Here is a 17477-nt window from a genome sequence, read left to right as displayed (position 1 = left end):
CACCCTTAGGGATGACTGCGGGTCCGCCCTGAATCCGGTCAGGGACACGAGGTTAAACGTCCCGCTTCTTCAAGACGACGACGGCGGCGGCCAGCAGGATCACGGCCCAGCCGGCGAGGATCAGGCCGCCCTCCACCTGATTGAACTGACCCGGCTGGATGTTCGTAGCCACCAGCTGGGCCGCAGCGCTGCTGGGCAGGAACCGGGCAGCGTCTTCGACCCAGTCCGCCAGACCGGTCAGAAGGCCGGCAATGATCGGCAGCACGAACAGGGCGCCGACCAGGGTCACCACTCCCCCGGCGGTGTTGCGCAGCAAGGCGCCGATACCCACGCCCATGATGGCAATGAGGGCCAGAACCGTGCCGGTGTTGATGATGGAAGGCAGCACCCATTCTGCGTCCAGTCCAAAGTCCAGGTCTGAGCCGGCGAGTATCGGCTGGGCCAGCAGATAGGTCGTGAAGGCGCCCACGACGCCGAGCACGAAGGAAATGACGGCGATCACCAGGGTCTTGGCCAGCAGGGCGGGGGTGCGGGTGGGCACCGCCACCATCGTGCTGCGGATCATGCCGGTGGTGTATTCAGAGCCGATCACCACCACCGCCAGGGCGGCGATCAGGAGCTGACCGAACGGCAGGCCTGCGGCCGGAACATCGTACGCGGCGCTCTGAAGCGACTGCCCGATCCCCTCCGGCGGGCCGGACTCCGGATCACTGGCGAGTTGGATCAGGCCCCATGCGACCAGGGCTCCAAGTCCCACCATGACCGCGAAGCTCACCGCCAGCAGAATGACCGTTGACGGCACGGTATTCGTCTTGATCCACTCCGAGCGGAGCACGCGCCCAAACGTCACCGGCCTGCCGGACCAGGCGCGCGGGGTCCGGGATACGGGAGCTGCCGTGCTCATTTGCCCTGCCCTTCGCCGGCCGGGAGCGCCTGTTCGCCGGGCTGCAGTGACCGGTACTCGACCTCGCCGCCGGTCAGCTCCATATAGGCATCTTCAAGGGTTTCCTGCTGCGGAACCAGTCCGGTGATGAGGATTCCCCGGGCGAAGGCGGTTTCGGCGATGCTGCGGGCCGGCAGGCCGAGGATCTCCAGTTCGTCCGCCGCTGTCCTGCGTACCTGCACGTCCGGGGACCCGACGGCGGCTGCCAGGGCATCGGCGTCGTCCGTGCGCACCAGGACGCGCTCCTTTTGGCCGCCGGTAAGGACTTCGTCGATCGGAGCGTCGGCCAGGATCCTTCCGCGGCCGATCACGATGAGATGGTCAGCGGTGACGGCCATCTCGCTCATCAGATGGGAGGAAATGAAAACCGTGCGGCCTTCTGCTGCGAGGCCCTTGACCAGGAAGCGGACCCACTTCACGCCTTCGGGATCCAGGCCGTTCACCGGTTCATCCAGGATCAGCGTCTGCGGGTCCCCCAGCAGGGCGGCCGCGATGCCCAGGCGCTGTCCCATGCCCAGTGAGAAGCCGCCTACCCGCTTCCGGGCCGCCGGCCCGAGACCAGTCAGCTCAATGACCTCATTGACCCGCGAAGCGGGGATGCCCTCGGTCGCGGCCATGGCCCGCAGATGGTTGTAAGCGCTGCGCTTGGGATGAACGGCCTTGGCTTCAAGCAGGGCGCCCACCTCGTGCAGCGGCATCCGGTGCCGGTCGTAGGGCTTCCCGTTGACGCTCACCTTTCCGGCGGTGGGATGGTCCAGTCCAACGATCAGCCTCATGGTGGTCGATTTCCCGGCTCCGTTGGGGCCGAGGAAACCAGTCACTTTGCCGGGCTGGACGGAAAAGGTGATCCCGTCGACGGCGGTCTTGCTGCCAAAGCGCTTGGTGAGTCCTGCTGCCTCGATCATGGTGTGTCCTTCCGTTTCGCGGGTCGGGTCCTAGCGGGAGCTCACCGCCTCGAACTTGCGTACGGCCAGGGGCACGAAAACCACCAGCATGAGCGCGGAACCGATCAGCACCGTGCTGATCGGGTTCTGCATGGGCCAGGTGTCCGGAACCGGCGTTGAACCCAGGTTGCCGAAGAGCTGGCGGACAGCCTGGACCAGTGCGGAGACCGGATTCCAGTCGGCGATGGTCCGCAGCGGTTCCGGCAGCGTGGAACTCTGCACAAACGCATTGGAGATGAAGGTAATGGGGAACAGGATGATGAAGGAGGCATTGTTGATCGCCTCCGGGGAACGGACGGACATGCCCAGCAGCGCCATGACCCAGCTGAAGGCGTAGGAGAAGAGCAGCAGCAGGCCTACTCCGCCGAGGAACTCCCAGAACGACGTGTTGACGCGCCAGCCGACCAGGAGGCCGGTGCACATCATGATGATCACTGAGATCCCGTTCAGCACCAGATCCGAGTTGGTCCGCCCGATCAGCACCGCTGAGGGGCTCATGGGCAGGGTGCGGAAGCGGTCGATGATCCCTTCCTTCAGGTCCTGGGCCATGGCTGACCCGGAGAACGTGGAGCCGAACACCACCGTCTGCGCGAAGATACCGGCCATGAGGTACTGGGTGTAATTGGTTCCGGCCACCTGGATGGATCCGCCGTAAACCTGGCTGAACAGCAGCACGAACATGATCGGCTGCAGCACCGCGAACACGATCATGTCCGGCGTGCGGCGGATCTTGATCAGGTTCCGTTTGGTGACGGTCCAGCCGTCGGAGATCCAGCTCCCGGCGGTGGTTCCGGAACCGGCCTGGAAGGGGGCAGTGGCTGCTGCGGCGCTCATCGGGCTGCCCTCGCTTTTTTGGCATCTTCCTTTTCTTCCTCGGTGGTGTGTCCGGTGAGCTTCAGGAACACGTCATCGAGGGTGGGTCGCCGGATCCCGGCGTCGTGCAGTTCGATTCCTTCAGCGGCCAGGTCACGGAGCACCTGCTGCAGGGCGGAGGGACCTTCTGTTACTGCAACTTCCAGGGCGCGGCCGTCGCTCGCGGTCTGGACCTCCCCGCTGCCATAGCGCGCCAGGATCTCCCGTGCGGTCCCGGAGTCGAACCCCTCCACCAGTGCCACGGCGACCCGGTGCCCGCCGATCCGCGCCTTGAGCTGGTCTGAGGTACCTTCGGCGATCACTTTGCCGCCGTCGATCACGGCTACCGTGTCCGCCAGCTGGTCTGCTTCCTCCAGGTACTGGGTAGTCAGCAGGAGGGTGGTTCCGCCGGCCACCAGGGACTTGATGACGTCCCAGAGCGCCAGCCGGCTGCGCGGATCGAGGCCGGTCGTCGGTTCATCCAGGAACAGGACGCGGGGATTGTTGACCAGCGCACCGGCGAGGTCCAGCCGGCGCCGCATACCGCCGGAATAGCCCTTGACCGGCCGGTTACCGGCGTCAGCCAGGTCGAACTGCTCGATGAGTTCACCTGCACGCTGCCGGGCCTGCGCCGTGGGCAGATGGTAGAGCTTGCCGACCATCCGGAGGTTTTCGATGCCGGTCAGGTTCTCATCCACCGCCGCGTACTGCCCGGAAACGCCGATAATCCGGCGGACATCCTTTGGCCGTGCCGCGACGTCGATTCCGTCGATGGAGGCGGTGCCCGCATTGGGCTTGATCAGGGTGGTGAGTACCTTGACCGCCGTCGTTTTCCCGGCACCGTTCGGTCCCAGCAGTGCTGTTACCGTGCCCTGCGGAACGCCAATATCAAGGCCGTCAAGGGCGAAGACAGGTCCTGACTTGGACTTATAGACCTTTGTCAGGCCACGTGCCTGGATCAGTGGATCTCGCCGGCCTTCCGAGACCGGGCGCACTTGGTTGTTGGGGTTGGAGGGAAGGGACATGCGAACAGGTTAGGACTGCACGCACCCGCTGGATAGGGCTAATCCGGACAGCTTCAGTCCGGAAGGCGACAGTGCGGAAACTTTGGCTGGAAATACACCCTAGGAGGCAGGATTTCCTGCCTCCAGCTCCTCGGGTTCGCGCTCGGCAGCAACGGGGGCGAACACGATGGACATCAGCATTGCGGCGCCGACGACGAGCAGTGCGTTGCGCAGCCCCCACAGCTCGCCGAGGAAGCCCAGCAGCGGCGGTCCCACGAAGAACGCCGTGTAGCCGAGGGTCGAGACCACCGAGACGCGTCCTGCGGCGTGCACGGGATCGTCACCGGCGGCGGACATCCCCATGGGAAAGCCCAGCGCGGCTCCGATGCCCCACAGGATGACGCCGATCCCGGCGAGCCAGAGGCTGGGCGCGACGACAAAGAGGATCAGTCCCGCGAGCGAGGCACCCATGCACAGGCGCAGCGCCCGGACCCGGCCCATGCGGTCGATCAGGCGGGCACCAAACCAGCGGGTAGCAGTCATGGCTGCTACGAACACGCCGAACATCACGGCACCTGCCGTCTCTGAGGCATCCAGCCCGTCCACGGTTGCCTTGGCCACCCAATCGTTGGCGGCGCCTTCGGTGAGTGCCGCGCCCAGGACGACGACGCCGATCAGCAGGGTGCGGCCCTCTTTCCAGGCGCCGAAGCTGGAAGGCTTAGGGGTCGCTTCCTCGCGCGGCGAATGGATTTCGGGGGACTCCGGCAGGAAGGCCCTGGGCACCAGGATCACCAGCACGACTGCCACCACCACGATTCCGATCAGGTGCACCGGGAGACTTACGTTCAGGGCTGACAGGCCCGCACCGATCATCGCGCCCAGGAACGCACCGCCGCTGAAGGCCCCGTGGAACTTGGGCATCATGGTCCTGCGCAGTTCGCGCTCCACCTCGGTGCCTTCCAGGTTCATGGCCACATCCCAGAGACCAATGCCGGAGCCGAAGATCAGCAGTCCGGCGGCAGTCAAGGGGATCGATCCGGCAGAGAGTCCCGCCGCGACGACCAGTGCGGCTGCGGATGCGAGCAGCCCGCCGGTCCGCACTGCGTTGGCGGTCCCTACCCGCTGGGCCAGTGCTCCCGCCAGGGGCAGGGCTCCCACGGAACCCACTGCGGAGAAGAGCAGCAGCACTCCCACCCCGGCAGAGCCGATGTCCAGGGCTTGGGCCGCGGCGGGAATCCGCGCCGCCCAGCTCGCGAAAATCAGGCCGTTGAGGGCAAAAACTGCGAAGACAGCCAGGAGGGCCCGGTCCAGGGTTTTGGTGTTCACACCATCATTCTGGAGCCCGGACCCCGCCCGAGGGAAATGCGCCCTGGACCGCTGTCAGCGGACCCGTTCGACCCTTTTTTCATCCCAGACCGGTTCCTCTGATTCGTACACGCGGCCGTCGGAACCGAAGACCAGGAACCGGTCGAAGCTGCGCGCAAACCAGCGGTCATGGGTCACGGCCAGGACGGTACCTTCAAAGGCGTCGATGGCCTTCTCCAGTGCCTCTGCGGAGTGCAGGTCCAGGTTGTCGGTGGGCTCATCGAGCAGCAGCAGGGTTGCGCCGGAAAGTTCCAGCAGCAGGATCTGCAGCCGGGCCTGCTGGCCGCCGGAGAGCGAGTCGTATTTCTGCTCACCGGAGGAGGCCAGGCCGTACCGGTCCAGGGCACCAGCGGCGGCTTCGCGGCCCAGGCCGGAGCGGTGCTCGTCGCCGCGGTGCAGGATATCCAGCAGTGTCTTGCCCAGCAGGTCCGGCCGGAGCATGGTCTGCGCGAAGAAGCCGGGCCGGATCCGGGCCCCGAGTTTCACGGAACCTTCGTGCGGTACCGGGGCTATTTCAACCTCCGAGACCGGCTCGTGTTCCTTGTCCGGATCGCTGCCGCCCAGGGCCAGCAGACGAAGGAAATGGGACTTGCCGGAGCCGTTGGAGCCGAGGACGCCCACCCTGTCACCGAACCAGATTTCGGTGCTGAACGGCTTCATCAGTCCGGTGAGCTCCAACTTTTCCGCGACCACTGCCCGTTTGGCGGTCCGGCCGCCGCGCAGGCGCATCTGCACGTTCTGTTCGATCGGCAGCGCCTCGGGCGGACCGGCCTCCAGGAACTTTGCCAGCCGGGTCTGGGCTGCGTGGTACCGGTTAGCCATGTCCGAGCGGAAGGCAGCCTTGTTCTTGTACATGTTGACGAGTTCCTTGAGCTTCACGTGCTCCTCGTCCCAGCGCCGCCGCAGCTCCTCGAAGCGGGCGTTCCGGTCCTCGCGTGCCTGGACGTAGCTCTCGAAGGCACCGCCGTGAATCCAGGCGGAGGCACCGTTAATGCCCGGTTCCAACGTGACAATCCGGGTGGCGGCGTTGGCCAGCAGCTCCCGGTCGTGACTGACGAACAGCACCGACTTCTTCGACTCGGCCAGTTTCGCTTCGAGCCAGCGCTTGCCCGGCACGTCCAGGTAGTTGTCCGGTTCGTCCAGCAGGAGCAGCTGATCGGGCCCGGTGAACAGCGCTTCCAGGACGAGGCGCTTCTGCTCCCCGCCGGAAAGGGTGCTGGCCTTGCGGTACTGTGCCGAATCGAAAGGCATCCCCAAGGCGGCCATCGTGACTTCGTCCCACACGGTCTCCTGCTCGTACCCTCCGACGTCACCCCAATCCGCGATGGCCTGCGCATATCGCATTTGGGTGGGTTCGTCGTCGTTCTCCATCATGGCCAGCTCAGCGTTATCCACTGCGCGGGCGGCAGCGGCGATGGCTGGGGGTGCGGCGGAAACGAGCAGATCCCGCACAGTGCTGCCGTCGCGGACCTGGCCCACGAACTGGCGCATGATTCCCATGTTCCCGGAGCGGGCCACAGTGCCTTCGTCGGGCTTGATTTCCTCGGCAATAATCCGCAGCAGCGTGGTTTTACCGGTGCCGTTCGGCCCGATCAGGGCCGTCTTATGCCCGTCGCCGACCTTGAAGCTGACCCCGCTGAGCAACTGCCTGCCGTCGGAGAGGAAATAGTCAATGTTGGATACGTCGAGATGAGCCACGCTTCCATCCTCCCACTGCGCAGGGACGCGGCCCGCATGGGTTGCCGGCAGGGCGGGGCATAGGATTAATGTCCCGCTCCCCTACCGAAAGCAGGAGAAGATGATCTTCATCGTCGTTAAGTTCAAGGTCAAGCCTGAGTGGAGCGAACGGTGGCCGCAGCTCACCGCAGACTTCACCGCTGCCACCCGCGGCGAGGAGGGCAACCTCTGGTTCGACTGGTCCCGCAGCCTTGAGGACCCGAACGAATTCGTGCTGGTTGAGGCATTCAAGGACGACGCCGCTGCCGCTCACGTGAACAGCGACCACTTCCAGCAGGCAATGAAGGACATGCTCCCGGCACTGGTGGAGACTCCGAAGATCATCAACACGCTGATCGACGGCCAGGAATGGTCCCGGATGGGCGAACTCGAGGTTAAGTAGGGCTCCGGAGCGCGCCGGCTACTCCTGCACGGGCTACTCCTGCAGAGAGAAGCCGGCGCGCTCCAGCATTTCCCGCAGGTCCACCACCGTCTGTTCGTCGATGTCCTTGCCCTTGGGCGGGGTCAGGTAGTCGGTGTGCCCGGCCAAGGTGACTTCGTATTTGCCGTTGTGCTCGCGCGTGGTGTCCGCAACGGCCTCGAGCAGGGACCTCACGCGCTTCCACTCGATGTTGTGGGACACGGGGTGGCGCAGGATCTGGTTCAGCGTGTCACGGTGATGGTTGTTCAGGTGTTCGGGCGTATCCGTCATGGGAACCTCCTGTCTCCAGTTCGCCATGGTGCCGGCCGCAGTGCAAGGGCTTCCCCTACACTCAGCCGCTACGGCCTGAAGTCGAGTTCCAGGGTGTCCCCCGCCACCGCGAGTTCGGAGCCAAAGGCAATGCCGACGTCATCGGTGCGTGTTTGCCAGCGTCCGCCGCTTTCTTCCTGGTAGGTGACTCTGGCCTTGCCTCCCGCCGCGTAGACGGCGAGCCCGGTTTCCGGGGTGCCGGTAACCCGGTAGACGGGTTCCTTGGTCAGGGTCCACTCGATTCCCCGGTACCGCGCCGGATCCGCACTGGCGTAAGCCGCGTTGGGGCAGGCTTTCGGAGCGGTTTCCTGCCTGCTCAGACAGTCCAGCAGGTATGCGTGTCCCTGCGCCTGGGCATCTTGGGCGAGCGATTCGGTGGCCGAGGCGTAAAGGCGCACGGGAACGGGGGCGCCGGCCATCCCCGGATCCACCGCGATGGTACGGGCAGGTCCGTAGCTGATATAGCGGCTCTCCGGCCCCTCAAGGAAGTACTCGCCGGGCAGCAGGCGCAGTGTCCGGGCGTTTCCATCAAGGGGCACGGATACTCCGTTAAGGCGGACAGCCGCCGTGCCGGAGGGAACCGTAACGTCCACCTCCCGGGCAGCAGTATGGTCCAGCTGCCACTGCGCAAAAATCACGGCTTCCCGGCCCGCCCTGGACAGAGCGAAGTCCACCGTCTTCGACTCACCCCGCTGCTGGAGGACAGTGCGTACCACTGCCTCCCCGCCGCGCATCTGCTGTCCCAGGACCTCATATCCAGTGAGGCGGTTCGAAGCAGCGGCGTAGATTTGCTCGTCGTGGACTGCTGCGGCATCGGTGGGAGGGAGAAGCTCCACCGCGGCCGCATGATCACCGGAGATGAGCGCTGCCAGATAGGTTTCCACCTGGGCTGCGGGACCGAGGACGTTGTGGCTGACATGGCGGTAACCAAGGATTCCTGCTGCTGCCAGCAGGAGGGTGCCCAGCCCTGCCAGGACGACGGCGGTCCGGGTCCGCGGGCGCGGCGGCCGGCGTCGGTCGCGGAGGCTGCCGGAGGGCGCCTCCGGGGATGCCGGCACAATCAGGGTAGGCCGGGCGGGGTCGCTGAGGGCCTGGGAACCAGTGTTCCCGTTACCCAAGACAGTCACTCGGGCACGCCTTTCGGTTTGGCTGCGTTTTGGCCTGATTCATTGGCTGCGGGAATTTGCTGCGCGGCGCCTTGACCGGGTTTTCCCCGGATGACCGGATTTTCCCGAAACGGAGTGGATCCGCGTCTTGCGGCTGCGTTCACGCTCGCGCGTTGGCATTGTCATGGTTTTCCCCCGGCTAAGCTTCACTGCGGTCCGCCCGCCTGCACCTACAAGATACCGGCTGGAAGGCTGCGTTTAGGCCCTGGACACCCAAGGGACGCACCCAAGACCGCAGGCTCTCAGGCCCGATCGTCCGGACCCAGCGCGGGAACCGGGAGGCCGAAGGTCCGCCGCAGTGCCAGCGCAGCCGCATGGTAGCCACCCATGCCGTGCACGCCCGGACCCGGCGGAGTGGAGGCTGAGCAGAGGTACACCCCGGGCAGCGGAGTGGCCCACGGATCTGGCGACAGCACCGGGCGGCGGAGCATCTGGCCCAGGGTCAGCGCGCCGGCGCCAAAGTCTCCGCCGACATAGTTTTCGTTATACGCAGCCAGGCCCCGCGCCGTCGTCGTCCGTGTTTCGATGACAACGTCCCGGAAACCGGGTGCGAAGCGTTCAATCTGTGCCGTCACCGCAGCAGCCATGTCACGCTCCGACCCGGCCGGCACATGGCAGTAGGTCCACAGGATGTGCCGGCCCGCAGGTGCGCGGGTGGGGTCGAAAGTGCTGGGCTGGGAGAGCAGCACGTAGGGCGTCTCCGGATGCCGTCCGGAGGCGACGGCGGCCTCGGAGGCAGCGGTTTCGGCACGGGTCCCACCCAGGTGCACGGTTCCCGCGCCGGCAAGGGCCGGGTTCGCCCAGGGCACCGGCCCGGAGAGGATGAAGTCCACCTTGCAGGCGGCGTTGCCGTAGCGGAACTGCCTCAGCGCGCGTTCATAGCGCGCCGGCAGCTGCCCCTCGGCCAGCCGCAGCAGTCCTGCGGGAGCAGTATCGAGGATGACGGCGCGCGAGCCGGAGAGTTCGCGGAGTGAGTCCACCCGGTGTCCGGTCTCCAGTTCGCCGCCGTGTGCACGGAGGTCCTCCACCATGGCGTCTGCGATGGCCTGGGATCCGCCAATCGGAACTGGCCAGCCGACTGTGTGGGCCAGCAGCGCCAGCAGCAGTCCGCCGCCGGCTGAGGGCAGGGAAGGCAGCCGTCCCACGGGGTGGGCCATCACGCCGGTCAGCAGGGCAGGAGCCGCGTCTTCGGTGAAGCGGCGGTTCCACGCCCCGGTCCCCTGGTCCAGCGCTGCCAGTCCAAACCGCAGCGCGGCCAGCGGCTCGCGGGGAACCCGGAGCAGGGGGTTCATCAGCATGCGCGTGATGGCTTCGCTGTGTTCGACCAGCGGGCGCATGAGCGAGGCCCAGGCTTTTCCGTCCGCCCCGAGTGCCTGGACGGTGCGGTCCAGGCTGCGGTAGGCCACTGCGGCGCGGCCCCCGTTCAGCGGCTGGGCGTAGGAAACCTCCGGGACTTCCAGCCGAATCCGCTCGGACAGGCCAAAATCCCGGAAAAAGGGAGCGGCCAGTGCCATGGGATGCACGGCGGAACAGACATCGTGCCGGTGTCCGGGGCGGATGAGCTCGCTGGTGCGCGATCCTCCGCCTGCGGTAGGGGCAGCTTCCAGGACACGCACGGACAAACCCGCGCGGGCCATTGTGACCGCTGCGGCCAGGCCGTTGGGCCCGGCTCCCACCACGGTCACATCAGTCACGGCGTGCCTTCGCTGCCGCCGGGAGGTTCTTTACCCGGCCGGCTATCACCCGGAACTTCGCCGGGGCCTCACGGCGGAGCCGCAGGACGGCGGCCAGCGCCTTGTAGCGGGCCGGGGCCAGCGGGATGTCATACGTGGTCGGAACCGTGACAACTGTCTTGGAGAAGTTCCGCTTGAACGTGGTGACGTTGGCAAGCGAGGGATAGTTCTCGCTTTCGATGCCGGTGAGCCCGCAGGCGGTGTTTCCCGCGTCCTTGAGCGCCTTGAACGCTTCCCACAGCAGCAGGTAGGGAGCGTTGGTCTTCCGTGCGTCCCGGGAGCTGGCGGCGAAGTAGTAGACCGAGTAGCCGCGGTATTCGGTAGTGATCAGCCAGGAGACGGGTTTGTCCTCCACATACGCAACCATCAGGCGCAGATGGTCGCCCAGTTCCTCCAGGAGCGTCTCGTAAAAGGAGGAATCGAAGCTGGAAAAGCCGTCACGGGCGGCGGTCTCCTGCATGATCGGGAACAGCTCCGTGCGGAACACCTTGGCCCAGGCATCGCGTTCCACGGTGCGGACCTGGACGCCAAGCTTCTCCGCCTTGCGAATCAGGTTCCGCGCGTTGGACCTGAAAGAGGCGAAGATCTTGTCGATGTCAGGGGTGAGGTCGACGACAATTTCGCGTTCGTACCAGCCGTGTTCCAGCGGGCCCGTGACCGGGTTCCGGCGGTGCTCCACCTGCATCCGCACGTAGAGCGGATGCACGTCCGGGTCGGCGCGGAACTGTGCCTGAACGGTCTGCACCAGCCTGGCTTCAGCGTCAGGGGTCCGCTCCGCGAACCAGGTCGGTCCGTTGACGGCGACCAGGGAGGGCCGGAACCGGCGGGAGGAGCGGAGGAAACTTGCGGTGGCCACGAGCTTGTCGCCGTCGTAATAGGCCCAGATGCCGTAAGGGTCCCGGCCCAGCCGCGTTTCGAAATCCGCCCAGTACGGAGTCTGTTCGAGCGGGATAACGACGTCGGCATGGCGGTCTGCCAGCGCCTCGAAGTCCTCGCGGGACAGCTGCTGGAATCGGTAGGGAGCGGGGGTCACAATGCTTCTTTCGCCGGGGCTGCGTCCGTTTCCAAGGGTACCCGCTGGCGGCGGACCCTCAGCCGCCACCGGTCAGGGGCGTGGTCGAAGGGCCCGCCCTGCGGATCGTCAATGGACATCCGCCGTACCGGGTCTGTGCGGGGATCCAGGATGTCCATGACCACACGCCCCATAAGGTACATCGTGGCCAGCATGTGCCCCAGGACGGACAGCACGAACCATCCTCCGTCCAGGTTGTTCTCCGCGGGCCCGCCGCCGATCACGGCAGCGAGGTAGAGCCAGATGGCCCACCAGTGCATGACCTCGAAGAACTGCCAGACCAGGAAGTCCCGCCAGCGCGGCCGTGCCAGGGCCAGCAGCGGTACCAGCCACAGGACGAACTGCGGGGAATACACCTTGTTGGTGAGAATGAAGGCCGCGACGATCAGGAAGGCCAGCTGGGCCAGCCGCGGCCGCCGCGGGGCGGCAAGGCCCAGCACGGCAATTCCGGCACACGCCGCAGCAAAGAGGAACAGCGCCCAGAAACTGATGAAGTCAGCGTCTATGGCCTGCTCCGGGAACGTGATGTCCCAGGCCTGCCAGACACTGGAGTTGCCGGATCCGCGCTCGGCGGAGAAGTCGTAGAAGTACTTCCAGCCCTCGTAATCGCGGACCATGAATGGAATGTTCACCACCAGCCACGTTCCAGCCGTCGCGCCGACGGTCAGCAGCGCCGGCCGCAGCTTCAAGGTCCGCAGCGCGAGCACGAGGATGGCTCCGAGGATGAGGACGGGATAGAGCTTCAGCGCAGTTCCCAGGCCCAAGAAGATCCCGGCGGCCACGGGACGGTTCCGGGCGAAGGCGAGCATGCCCAGCGCCGCGAGCATCACGGCCCACATGTCCCAGTTGATGTAGACGGACAGGATCAGCGCCGGTGCCACGGCGACCATGGCCGCGTCCCAGGGCCGGCGGTTGGCCATGCGCATGGTTGCCACGACCGTAACGATCCAGGCTGCCGTGGCGAATACCGCATTGAGGTCGAAGTAGACCAGGCCGCGGGATTCGGCCCCCGCGGGCACCAGCCAGGCTACGAACCCTGCCAGCAGACCCAGCAGCACCGGGTATTCGAACTCCGAACCGGTGCTGATGAACGGGTAGACGCCGTCGCCCAGTCCACGGGCACTGAACAGCGCGGGCCAGTCCGAATAGCAGGCCTGGTAGAACTGGTTGGACCAGCCGTTCAGGCGGCAGGGGGTCTTGGCCAGCAGGGCCAGGAGGGCCGCCCCTGTGGTCATGAGGATGAGCACGCGCTCCACGGTGAAGAATCCCGGTGAGACGATCCCCGGGGCGGTGAAACGCCCCAGGGGTCCGCCGATGACTTCGGTGAAACGCCTCAGCAGCCGGTCGTTGCGGCTGGGGACCACAATGCGCATCGGCCGGCGGCGGGGCGAAGAATTCATGCCTTCCAGTATGCAGGCGCGCCCGGCGCCCGCCTGGCTAAACGGCTCAAAACGGCCCTGTTCACCGCTTCCGGAGCCTCAGGAGGGCTGGAGGGTGCCGCCGCCGGACAGCTGATAGTCCTGGCCGTCCAGGTACGAGTTGCCCTGTGCACCCGGGTCGTAGGTAAGCGTGTGGCCGTTGCCTGTGATGTTAGTGATCTCGTTGCCTGTTACCAGCGCACCCTGGACCGAGGTGGCGGAGGAATCCCCCATGAGTTCCAGTGTGCTGGTGTTATCAAGTTCCACCCCAACGTTGCTCAGCGTGCCGGTGATCCGGCTGTTGGCAGTCAGTGACAGGTCCAGGCTGCTCCCCTCCTCGGCGGTGAGCTGTCCTTCGAGTACGGTTTCGGTCAGGGATGCGGCAGCGCTGCCGTTGTTGGCCACGGCCATGACGCTTCCGGATCCGGGGTCCAGCTTTGCGGCGTTGGAGAGGTTGATGGCGGCGGAAACCCCGTCCACGAAGACGGCGTTTCCGTTCTTTGCGGTCAGTGTGCCGCCGGAGACCGTGAGGGTTCCTCCGCCGCTGCCGCCAGGGGTACTGGAGTACAGATAGGCGCCGTGGGTGCCGCCGGTGAGGTCGGAACTGGTCGCCTGGACGGAGTTGGGCCCTTCAACCACGATTGCCTCCGCCTGGGCGGATGCCCCGGTCAGGCCGCACACATCGATGATTCCGGTGGAATAGATGATGGCGGAGAGGCTGCCTTCGGTTCCCGCATTGCCGCCGCTGACCTGGATGTCGCCGCCGCCGCGGTCCGTGGCGATGGCACTTGAATGGTCCTGGCTGGTGTTCAGCGAGGGGTGGACGGCGGTGATGCTCCCTCCGTCAGTGACATCCAGGGCATGCGCGAAACTGCCGTCGGTCCGAACCGTGACGTCCTGCAGCGACACAGCGGACCCCGTGTTAGTGGCGAAGATTCCGTTGGCTCCGGTTCCGCTTGTGTCAACGGTGGTTCCGTTCATCGCGAGCGATCCGCCGCCGGATACCAGCACCGCAGCATTGAGGCCGCTAAAGCTGGAGGAATCGCTGTTGGAGCTGTCCCCGGACTTGGTGATGGTGGAGGCGCCGACGGCGCGCTGCTCTCCGCTGCCCACCTCCAGCGCAGAGCTGTCCGGGTCTGTCGCGGAGAAGCTGCTGTTTTCCGGGTTGGGCGTAGCTGTTGGCTGCGGCAGTTCACATTCATCCGGGAGCTGGGATGAGGAGCCGGATTCAGGCGTCGCGCTGGGAGAGGAACTGTCCGACCCGGTGTCCGGCGTGCAGGCAGCAAGTCCTCCGCCGGCAAGAAGCCCCGCAGCGGCGAAGAGCACGGTGGCCCTGGTCCTGACGGTGGTTGGCTTGGGTCTCATGGTGCACTCCTAGCAAGGAACTGCTCCTGCACTGTCCTTATCCAGCGTAGGCACCGCCGCCGGTCCTTCCACCTGCACTGCCCGGAAAGAGGTCACTGAAACGCAGAGTCCGCCACCGATGCCGCGTGGGCACCCTGCGCACGCCGCCCCAACAGCACCATCCGCATGGCCCGGGCGCGTCCGCCACACGAAGTACACTGGGCCAGTTGCCTGCGCCGCCTGCTGCGGCACATCCGCGCGTCAGCGGGTGCGGCACAGGATTGTCTTCAAAGGAGAACCGTGGCAAATAACCCGATCCGGGTAGCAATCGTTGGTGTTGGAAACTGTGCCGCATCGCTGGTGCAGGGCGTCCACTACTACCGTGATGCCGACCCGACAGCAACCGTCCCCGGCCTGATGCACGTCCAGTTTGGCGACTACCACGTCAGCGACGTTCAGTTCGCCGCAGCATTCGACGTCGACGCCAAGAAAGTCGGACTCGACCTGGCTGAAGCTATTGGTGCAAGCGAGAACAACACCATCAAGATTGCCGACGTCCCCGAGACCGGCGTCAAGGTCCAGCGCGGCCATACACTCGACGGACTGGGCAAGTACTACCGCGAGACGATCAGCGAGTCCGATGAGGATCCGGTAGACATCGTCGCCGAGCTGAAGGCTGCGAATGTCGACGTTATGGTTTGCTACCTGCCGGTCGGCTCCGAGCAGGCAGCGAAGTTCTACGCCCAGTGCGCCATCGACGCAGGCGTGGCGTTCGTCAACGCGCTGCCCGTCTTCATTGCCGGTACCAAGGAATGGGCGGATAAGTTCACCGCCGCCGGTGTGCCGATCGTCGGTGACGATATCAAGAGCCAGATCGGCGCCACCATCACGCACCGCGTCATGGCAAAGCTGTTCGAAGACCGCGGCGTCACGCTGGACCGCACCTACCAGCTGAACGTCGGCGGCAACATGGACTTCAAGAACATGCTCGAACGTGAGCGCCTGGAGTCCAAGAAGATCTCCAAGACGCAGGCCGTCACCTCGAACGTCGCGGCCGAAATGGCCGCCAAGGATGTCCACATTGGCCCGTCCGACTTCGTTGCGTGGCTGGATGACCGCAAGTGGGCCTTCGTCCGCCTGGAAGGACGGAACTTCGGCGACGCTCCGGTGTCCCTGGAGTACAAGCTGGAAGTGTGGGACTCCCCCAACTCCGCGGGCGTCATCATCGATGCCATCCGTGCGGCGAAGATCGCGCTGGACCGCGGTGTCGGCGGCCCGATCCTCTCGGCGTCGAGCTACTTCATGAAGTCCCCGCCGGAGCAGTACAACGATGACCTGGCCCGCGAAAAGGTGGAGCAGTTCATCCGGGGGGACGCCCCGCGCAAAGCCCCCCCCCCCCCAAAACCGATAAACCAGAACGGCCCCGCCCCCGCGGGGGCAGGGGCACTTTCTGTTATCTCGATGAGGAGCAGGGGCGCTAGAAGAGGCCGGACGGAGTTCCGTCCGGCGCCACGCCCATGCGGAGGGCGGCCGGGGATTTGGGCAGCCCGGGCATGGTCATCACGGCACCGGTCAGGGCGACGATGAACCCGGCTCCGGTCTTGGGCACCAGGTCCCGGACGTGCACCGTGAAACCAACCGGGGCGCCCAGCTTCGTGGCGTCGTCGGAGAACGAGTACTGCGTCTTGGCCATGCACACCGGGAAGTGCTCCCAGCCGTTGGCCTTGATTTCCTCCAGCCGGCGGAGTGCAGGGACGGAAAACTCGACGTCGTCCGCTCCGTAAATGTCCTTCACGACCGTCCGGATTTTCTCTTCGACGCTCATCTGCAGTGGGTACAGCGGCGCGAACGCAGACGGCTTGCCGAGGGCCTCCAGCACCTTCGCGGCGAGCTCGTCTCCGCCGGGTCCGCCGCCGCCTTCGGCCCAGACATTGGTCACTGCAGCCTCGACGCCCTCCTCCGAACACCATGTGAGGAGCCAGTCCAGTTCTTCGGGCGTGTCCGTGGTGAAGCGGTTTACGGCCACCACGGGCGTCAGGCCAAACCGGGCAATGTTCCGCACGTGCCGGCGCAGGTTCGCCGTCCCGGCTTCAAGGCCGGCAGGGTTCGGTTCGCCCAAACGGTCCCTGGGTACACCGCCGTGCATCTTCAGCGCCCGGACAGTGGCCACAACCACCACGGCGTCCGGGGCCACATCTGCCACCCGGGAGGTGATATCCATGTACTTCTCGGCACCCAGGTCGGCACCGAACCCGGCCTCCGTCACGACGACGTCGGCCAGCTCGCGGGCCAGCCCCGTCGCAATCACCGAGTTGCATCCGTGGGCGATGTTGGCGAACGGTCCGCCGTGGACCAGCGCGGGCGTACCGGCGATCGTCTGCACCAGGTTGGGCTTGAGGGCGTCCTTCAGCAGCAGGGCCAGGGCACCCTGGACCCCAAGGTCCGCCACCGTCACGGGTTTACGGTCATAGGTATAACCCACAGTGATCTGGGCCAGGCGCGAGGTGAGGTCCTCAATGCCGGTCGCCAGGCAGAAGATTGCCATGACCTCACTGGCCACGGTGATGTCAAAGCCGTCCTCCCTCGGGGTTCCCTGGGTAGGTCCGCCGAGCCCGATGACAATGTTGCGCAGCGCGCGGTCATTCATGTCCAGGACCCGCTTGAAAGTGATCCGCCGCGGGTCGATATGCAACGCGTTGCCCTGGTAAATGTGGTTGTCCACCAGGGCGGCGAGGGCGTTGTTGGCGCTGGTGATGGCGTGGAAGTCCCCGGTGAAGTGAAGGTTGATTTCCTCCATCGGCACTACTTGGGAATAGCCGCCTCCCGTAGCGCCGCCTTTCATGCCAAGGACCGGACCCAGGGAAGGCTCACGGAGGGCGATTACTGTCTTCTGGCCGGCACGCGCCAGTGCGTCCCCGAGCCCGACGGTCACGGTGGACTTCCCCTCCCCTGCCGGAGTTGGGCTCATGGCCGTCACGAGGACGACTTTGCCCAGCTCCTCACGGGACGGGACAAGCGCGGGATCCACTTTCGCTTTGTAGCGGCCGTAGAGTTCCAAGGCGTCATCCGGGATTCCGGCAGCTTGGGCGACGGCGGTGATGGGCTGCATCTTTGCGGCACGGGAAATGTCGAGATCGTTGGGCATGCTTCCACGCTCGCATTAGCCCCG

General features: G+C 65.7%; 14 protein-coding genes and 1 pseudogene. 2 read left to right on the top strand and 13 right to left on the bottom strand.

The features are described 5' to 3' along the window. Positions 1-52: 52 nt before the first annotated feature. From TVB01_RS02770 to TVB01_RS02745, 6 genes are all read right to left on the bottom strand, one after another. The gene (locus tag TVB01_RS02770) at positions 53-904 is read right to left on the bottom strand and encodes an ABC transporter permease (RefSeq protein ID WP_422453929.1); all 852 of its coding nucleotides are present in this window, start codon (positions 902-904) and stop codon (positions 53-55) included. Beyond that, positions 901-1848 carry an ABC transporter ATP-binding protein gene (locus TVB01_RS02765; protein WP_422453927.1) on the bottom strand — a complete coding sequence of 316 codons (948 nt, stop codon included), beginning with the start codon at positions 1846-1848 and terminating at the stop codon, positions 901-903. Before TVB01_RS02765 ends, TVB01_RS02770 begins: the two co-directional genes overlap by 4 nt. A 30-nt stretch (positions 1849-1878) precedes the next feature. Beyond that, complete coding sequence (locus tag TVB01_RS02760) at positions 1879-2721, bottom strand: ABC transporter permease (RefSeq protein ID WP_422453925.1); 843 nt, start codon at positions 2719-2721, stop codon at positions 1879-1881. Then, positions 2718-3764 carry an ATP-binding cassette domain-containing protein gene (locus TVB01_RS02755; protein ID WP_422453923.1) on the bottom strand — a complete coding sequence of 349 codons (1047 nt, stop codon included), beginning with the start codon at positions 3762-3764 and terminating at the stop codon, positions 2718-2720. The genes TVB01_RS02760 and TVB01_RS02755 overlap by 4 nt, the downstream gene beginning before the upstream one ends. Positions 3765-3863: 99 nt before the next feature. Continuing rightward, complete coding sequence (locus TVB01_RS02750) at positions 3864-5069, bottom strand: MFS transporter (protein ID WP_422453922.1); 1206 nt, start codon at positions 5067-5069, stop codon at positions 3864-3866. Between the two features lie 54 nt (positions 5070-5123). Continuing rightward, positions 5124-6806 carry an ABC-F family ATP-binding cassette domain-containing protein gene (locus TVB01_RS02745; RefSeq protein WP_422453920.1) on the bottom strand — a complete coding sequence of 561 codons (1683 nt, stop codon included), beginning with the start codon at positions 6804-6806 and terminating at the stop codon, positions 5124-5126. Between the two features lie 100 nt (positions 6807-6906). Between TVB01_RS02745 and TVB01_RS02740 the strand changes: the two genes are divergently transcribed. Beyond that, a complete protein-coding gene (locus tag TVB01_RS02740; protein ID WP_422453918.1) occupies positions 6907-7227 on the top strand; it encodes a putative quinol monooxygenase in 321 nt (106 codons plus the stop codon). 33 nt (positions 7228-7260) lie between these two features. Here the strand turns inward: TVB01_RS02740 and TVB01_RS02735 are convergent, their stop codons facing one another. The 6 genes from TVB01_RS02735 to TVB01_RS02710 all read right to left on the bottom strand — a co-directional run bounded on the left by TVB01_RS02735 (position 7261) and on the right by TVB01_RS02710 (position 14329). Further along, positions 7261-7536: a hypothetical protein gene (locus tag TVB01_RS02735; RefSeq protein ID WP_422453916.1), complete on the bottom strand. Its 276-nt coding sequence runs from the start codon at positions 7534-7536 to the stop codon at positions 7261-7263. 68 nt (positions 7537-7604) lie between these two features. Then, on the bottom strand, positions 7605-8702 hold the full coding sequence (locus tag TVB01_RS02730) for a hypothetical protein (protein ID WP_422453915.1): 1098 nt from the start codon (positions 8700-8702) through the stop codon (positions 7605-7607). Between the two features lie 281 nt (positions 8703-8983). Then, on the bottom strand, positions 8984-10435 hold the full coding sequence (locus TVB01_RS02725; protein ID WP_422453913.1) for a phytoene desaturase family protein: 1452 nt from the start codon (positions 10433-10435) through the stop codon (positions 8984-8986). Continuing rightward, a complete protein-coding gene (locus tag TVB01_RS02720; RefSeq protein WP_422453911.1) occupies positions 10428-11507 on the bottom strand; it encodes a lipid II:glycine glycyltransferase FemX in 1080 nt (359 codons plus the stop codon). The genes TVB01_RS02725 and TVB01_RS02720 overlap by 8 nt, the downstream gene beginning before the upstream one ends. Continuing rightward, positions 11504-12946: a glycosyltransferase family 87 protein gene (locus TVB01_RS02715; protein ID WP_422453909.1), complete on the bottom strand. Its 1443-nt coding sequence runs from the start codon at positions 12944-12946 to the stop codon at positions 11504-11506. Before TVB01_RS02715 ends, TVB01_RS02720 begins: the two co-directional genes overlap by 4 nt. 78 nt (positions 12947-13024) lie before the next feature. Continuing rightward, positions 13025-14329 carry a hypothetical protein gene (locus TVB01_RS02710; RefSeq protein ID WP_422453907.1) on the bottom strand — a complete coding sequence of 435 codons (1305 nt, stop codon included), beginning with the start codon at positions 14327-14329 and terminating at the stop codon, positions 13025-13027. 279 nt (positions 14330-14608) lie between these two features. On the opposite strand from TVB01_RS02710, the pseudogene TVB01_RS02705 reads away from it, so the two are divergent. Next, positions 14609-15691 (top strand): annotated as a pseudogene (locus TVB01_RS02705) (inositol-3-phosphate synthase); the annotation flags it as partial. A gap of 94 nt (positions 15692-15785) precedes the next feature. Here the strand turns inward: TVB01_RS02705 and TVB01_RS02700 are convergent. Further along, a complete protein-coding gene (locus TVB01_RS02700; RefSeq protein WP_422453905.1) occupies positions 15786-17453 on the bottom strand; it encodes a formate--tetrahydrofolate ligase in 1668 nt (555 codons plus the stop codon). Positions 17454-17477 lie beyond the last annotated feature (24 nt).

Source organism: Arthrobacter sp. 7Tela_A1, from assembly GCF_049311065.1.
Lineage (GTDB): Bacteria > Actinomycetota > Actinomycetes > Actinomycetales > Micrococcaceae > Arthrobacter_B.
This window is presented reverse-complemented; position numbering and strand designations above follow the sequence as displayed.

Coding starts and splice junctions, on each gene's coding strand:
- TVB01_RS02770 (WP_422453929.1), bottom strand. CDS start 904: ATGAGCACGGCAGCTCCCGTATCCCGGACCCCGCGCGCCTGGTCCGGC.
- TVB01_RS02765 (WP_422453927.1), bottom strand. CDS start 1,848: ATGATCGAGGCAGCAGGACTCACCAAGCGCTTTGGCAGCAAGACCGCC.
- TVB01_RS02760 (WP_422453925.1), bottom strand. CDS start 2,721: ATGAGCGCCGCAGCAGCCACTGCCCCCTTCCAGGCCGGTTCCGGAACC.
- TVB01_RS02755 (WP_422453923.1), bottom strand. CDS start 3,764: ATGTCCCTTCCCTCCAACCCCAACAACCAAGTGCGCCCGGTCTCGGAA.
- TVB01_RS02740 (WP_422453918.1), top strand. CDS start 6,907: ATGATCTTCATCGTCGTTAAGTTCAAGGTCAAGCCTGAGTGGAGCGAA.
- TVB01_RS02735 (WP_422453916.1), bottom strand. CDS start 7,536: ATGACGGATACGCCCGAACACCTGAACAACCATCACCGTGACACGCTG.
- TVB01_RS02715 (WP_422453909.1), bottom strand. CDS start 12,946: ATGAATTCTTCGCCCCGCCGCCGGCCGATGCGCATTGTGGTCCCCAGC.
- TVB01_RS02710 (WP_422453907.1), bottom strand. CDS start 14,329: ATGAGACCCAAGCCAACCACCGTCAGGACCAGGGCCACCGTGCTCTTC.
- TVB01_RS02700 (WP_422453905.1), bottom strand. CDS start 17,453: ATGCCCAACGATCTCGACATTTCCCGTGCCGCAAAGATGCAGCCCATC.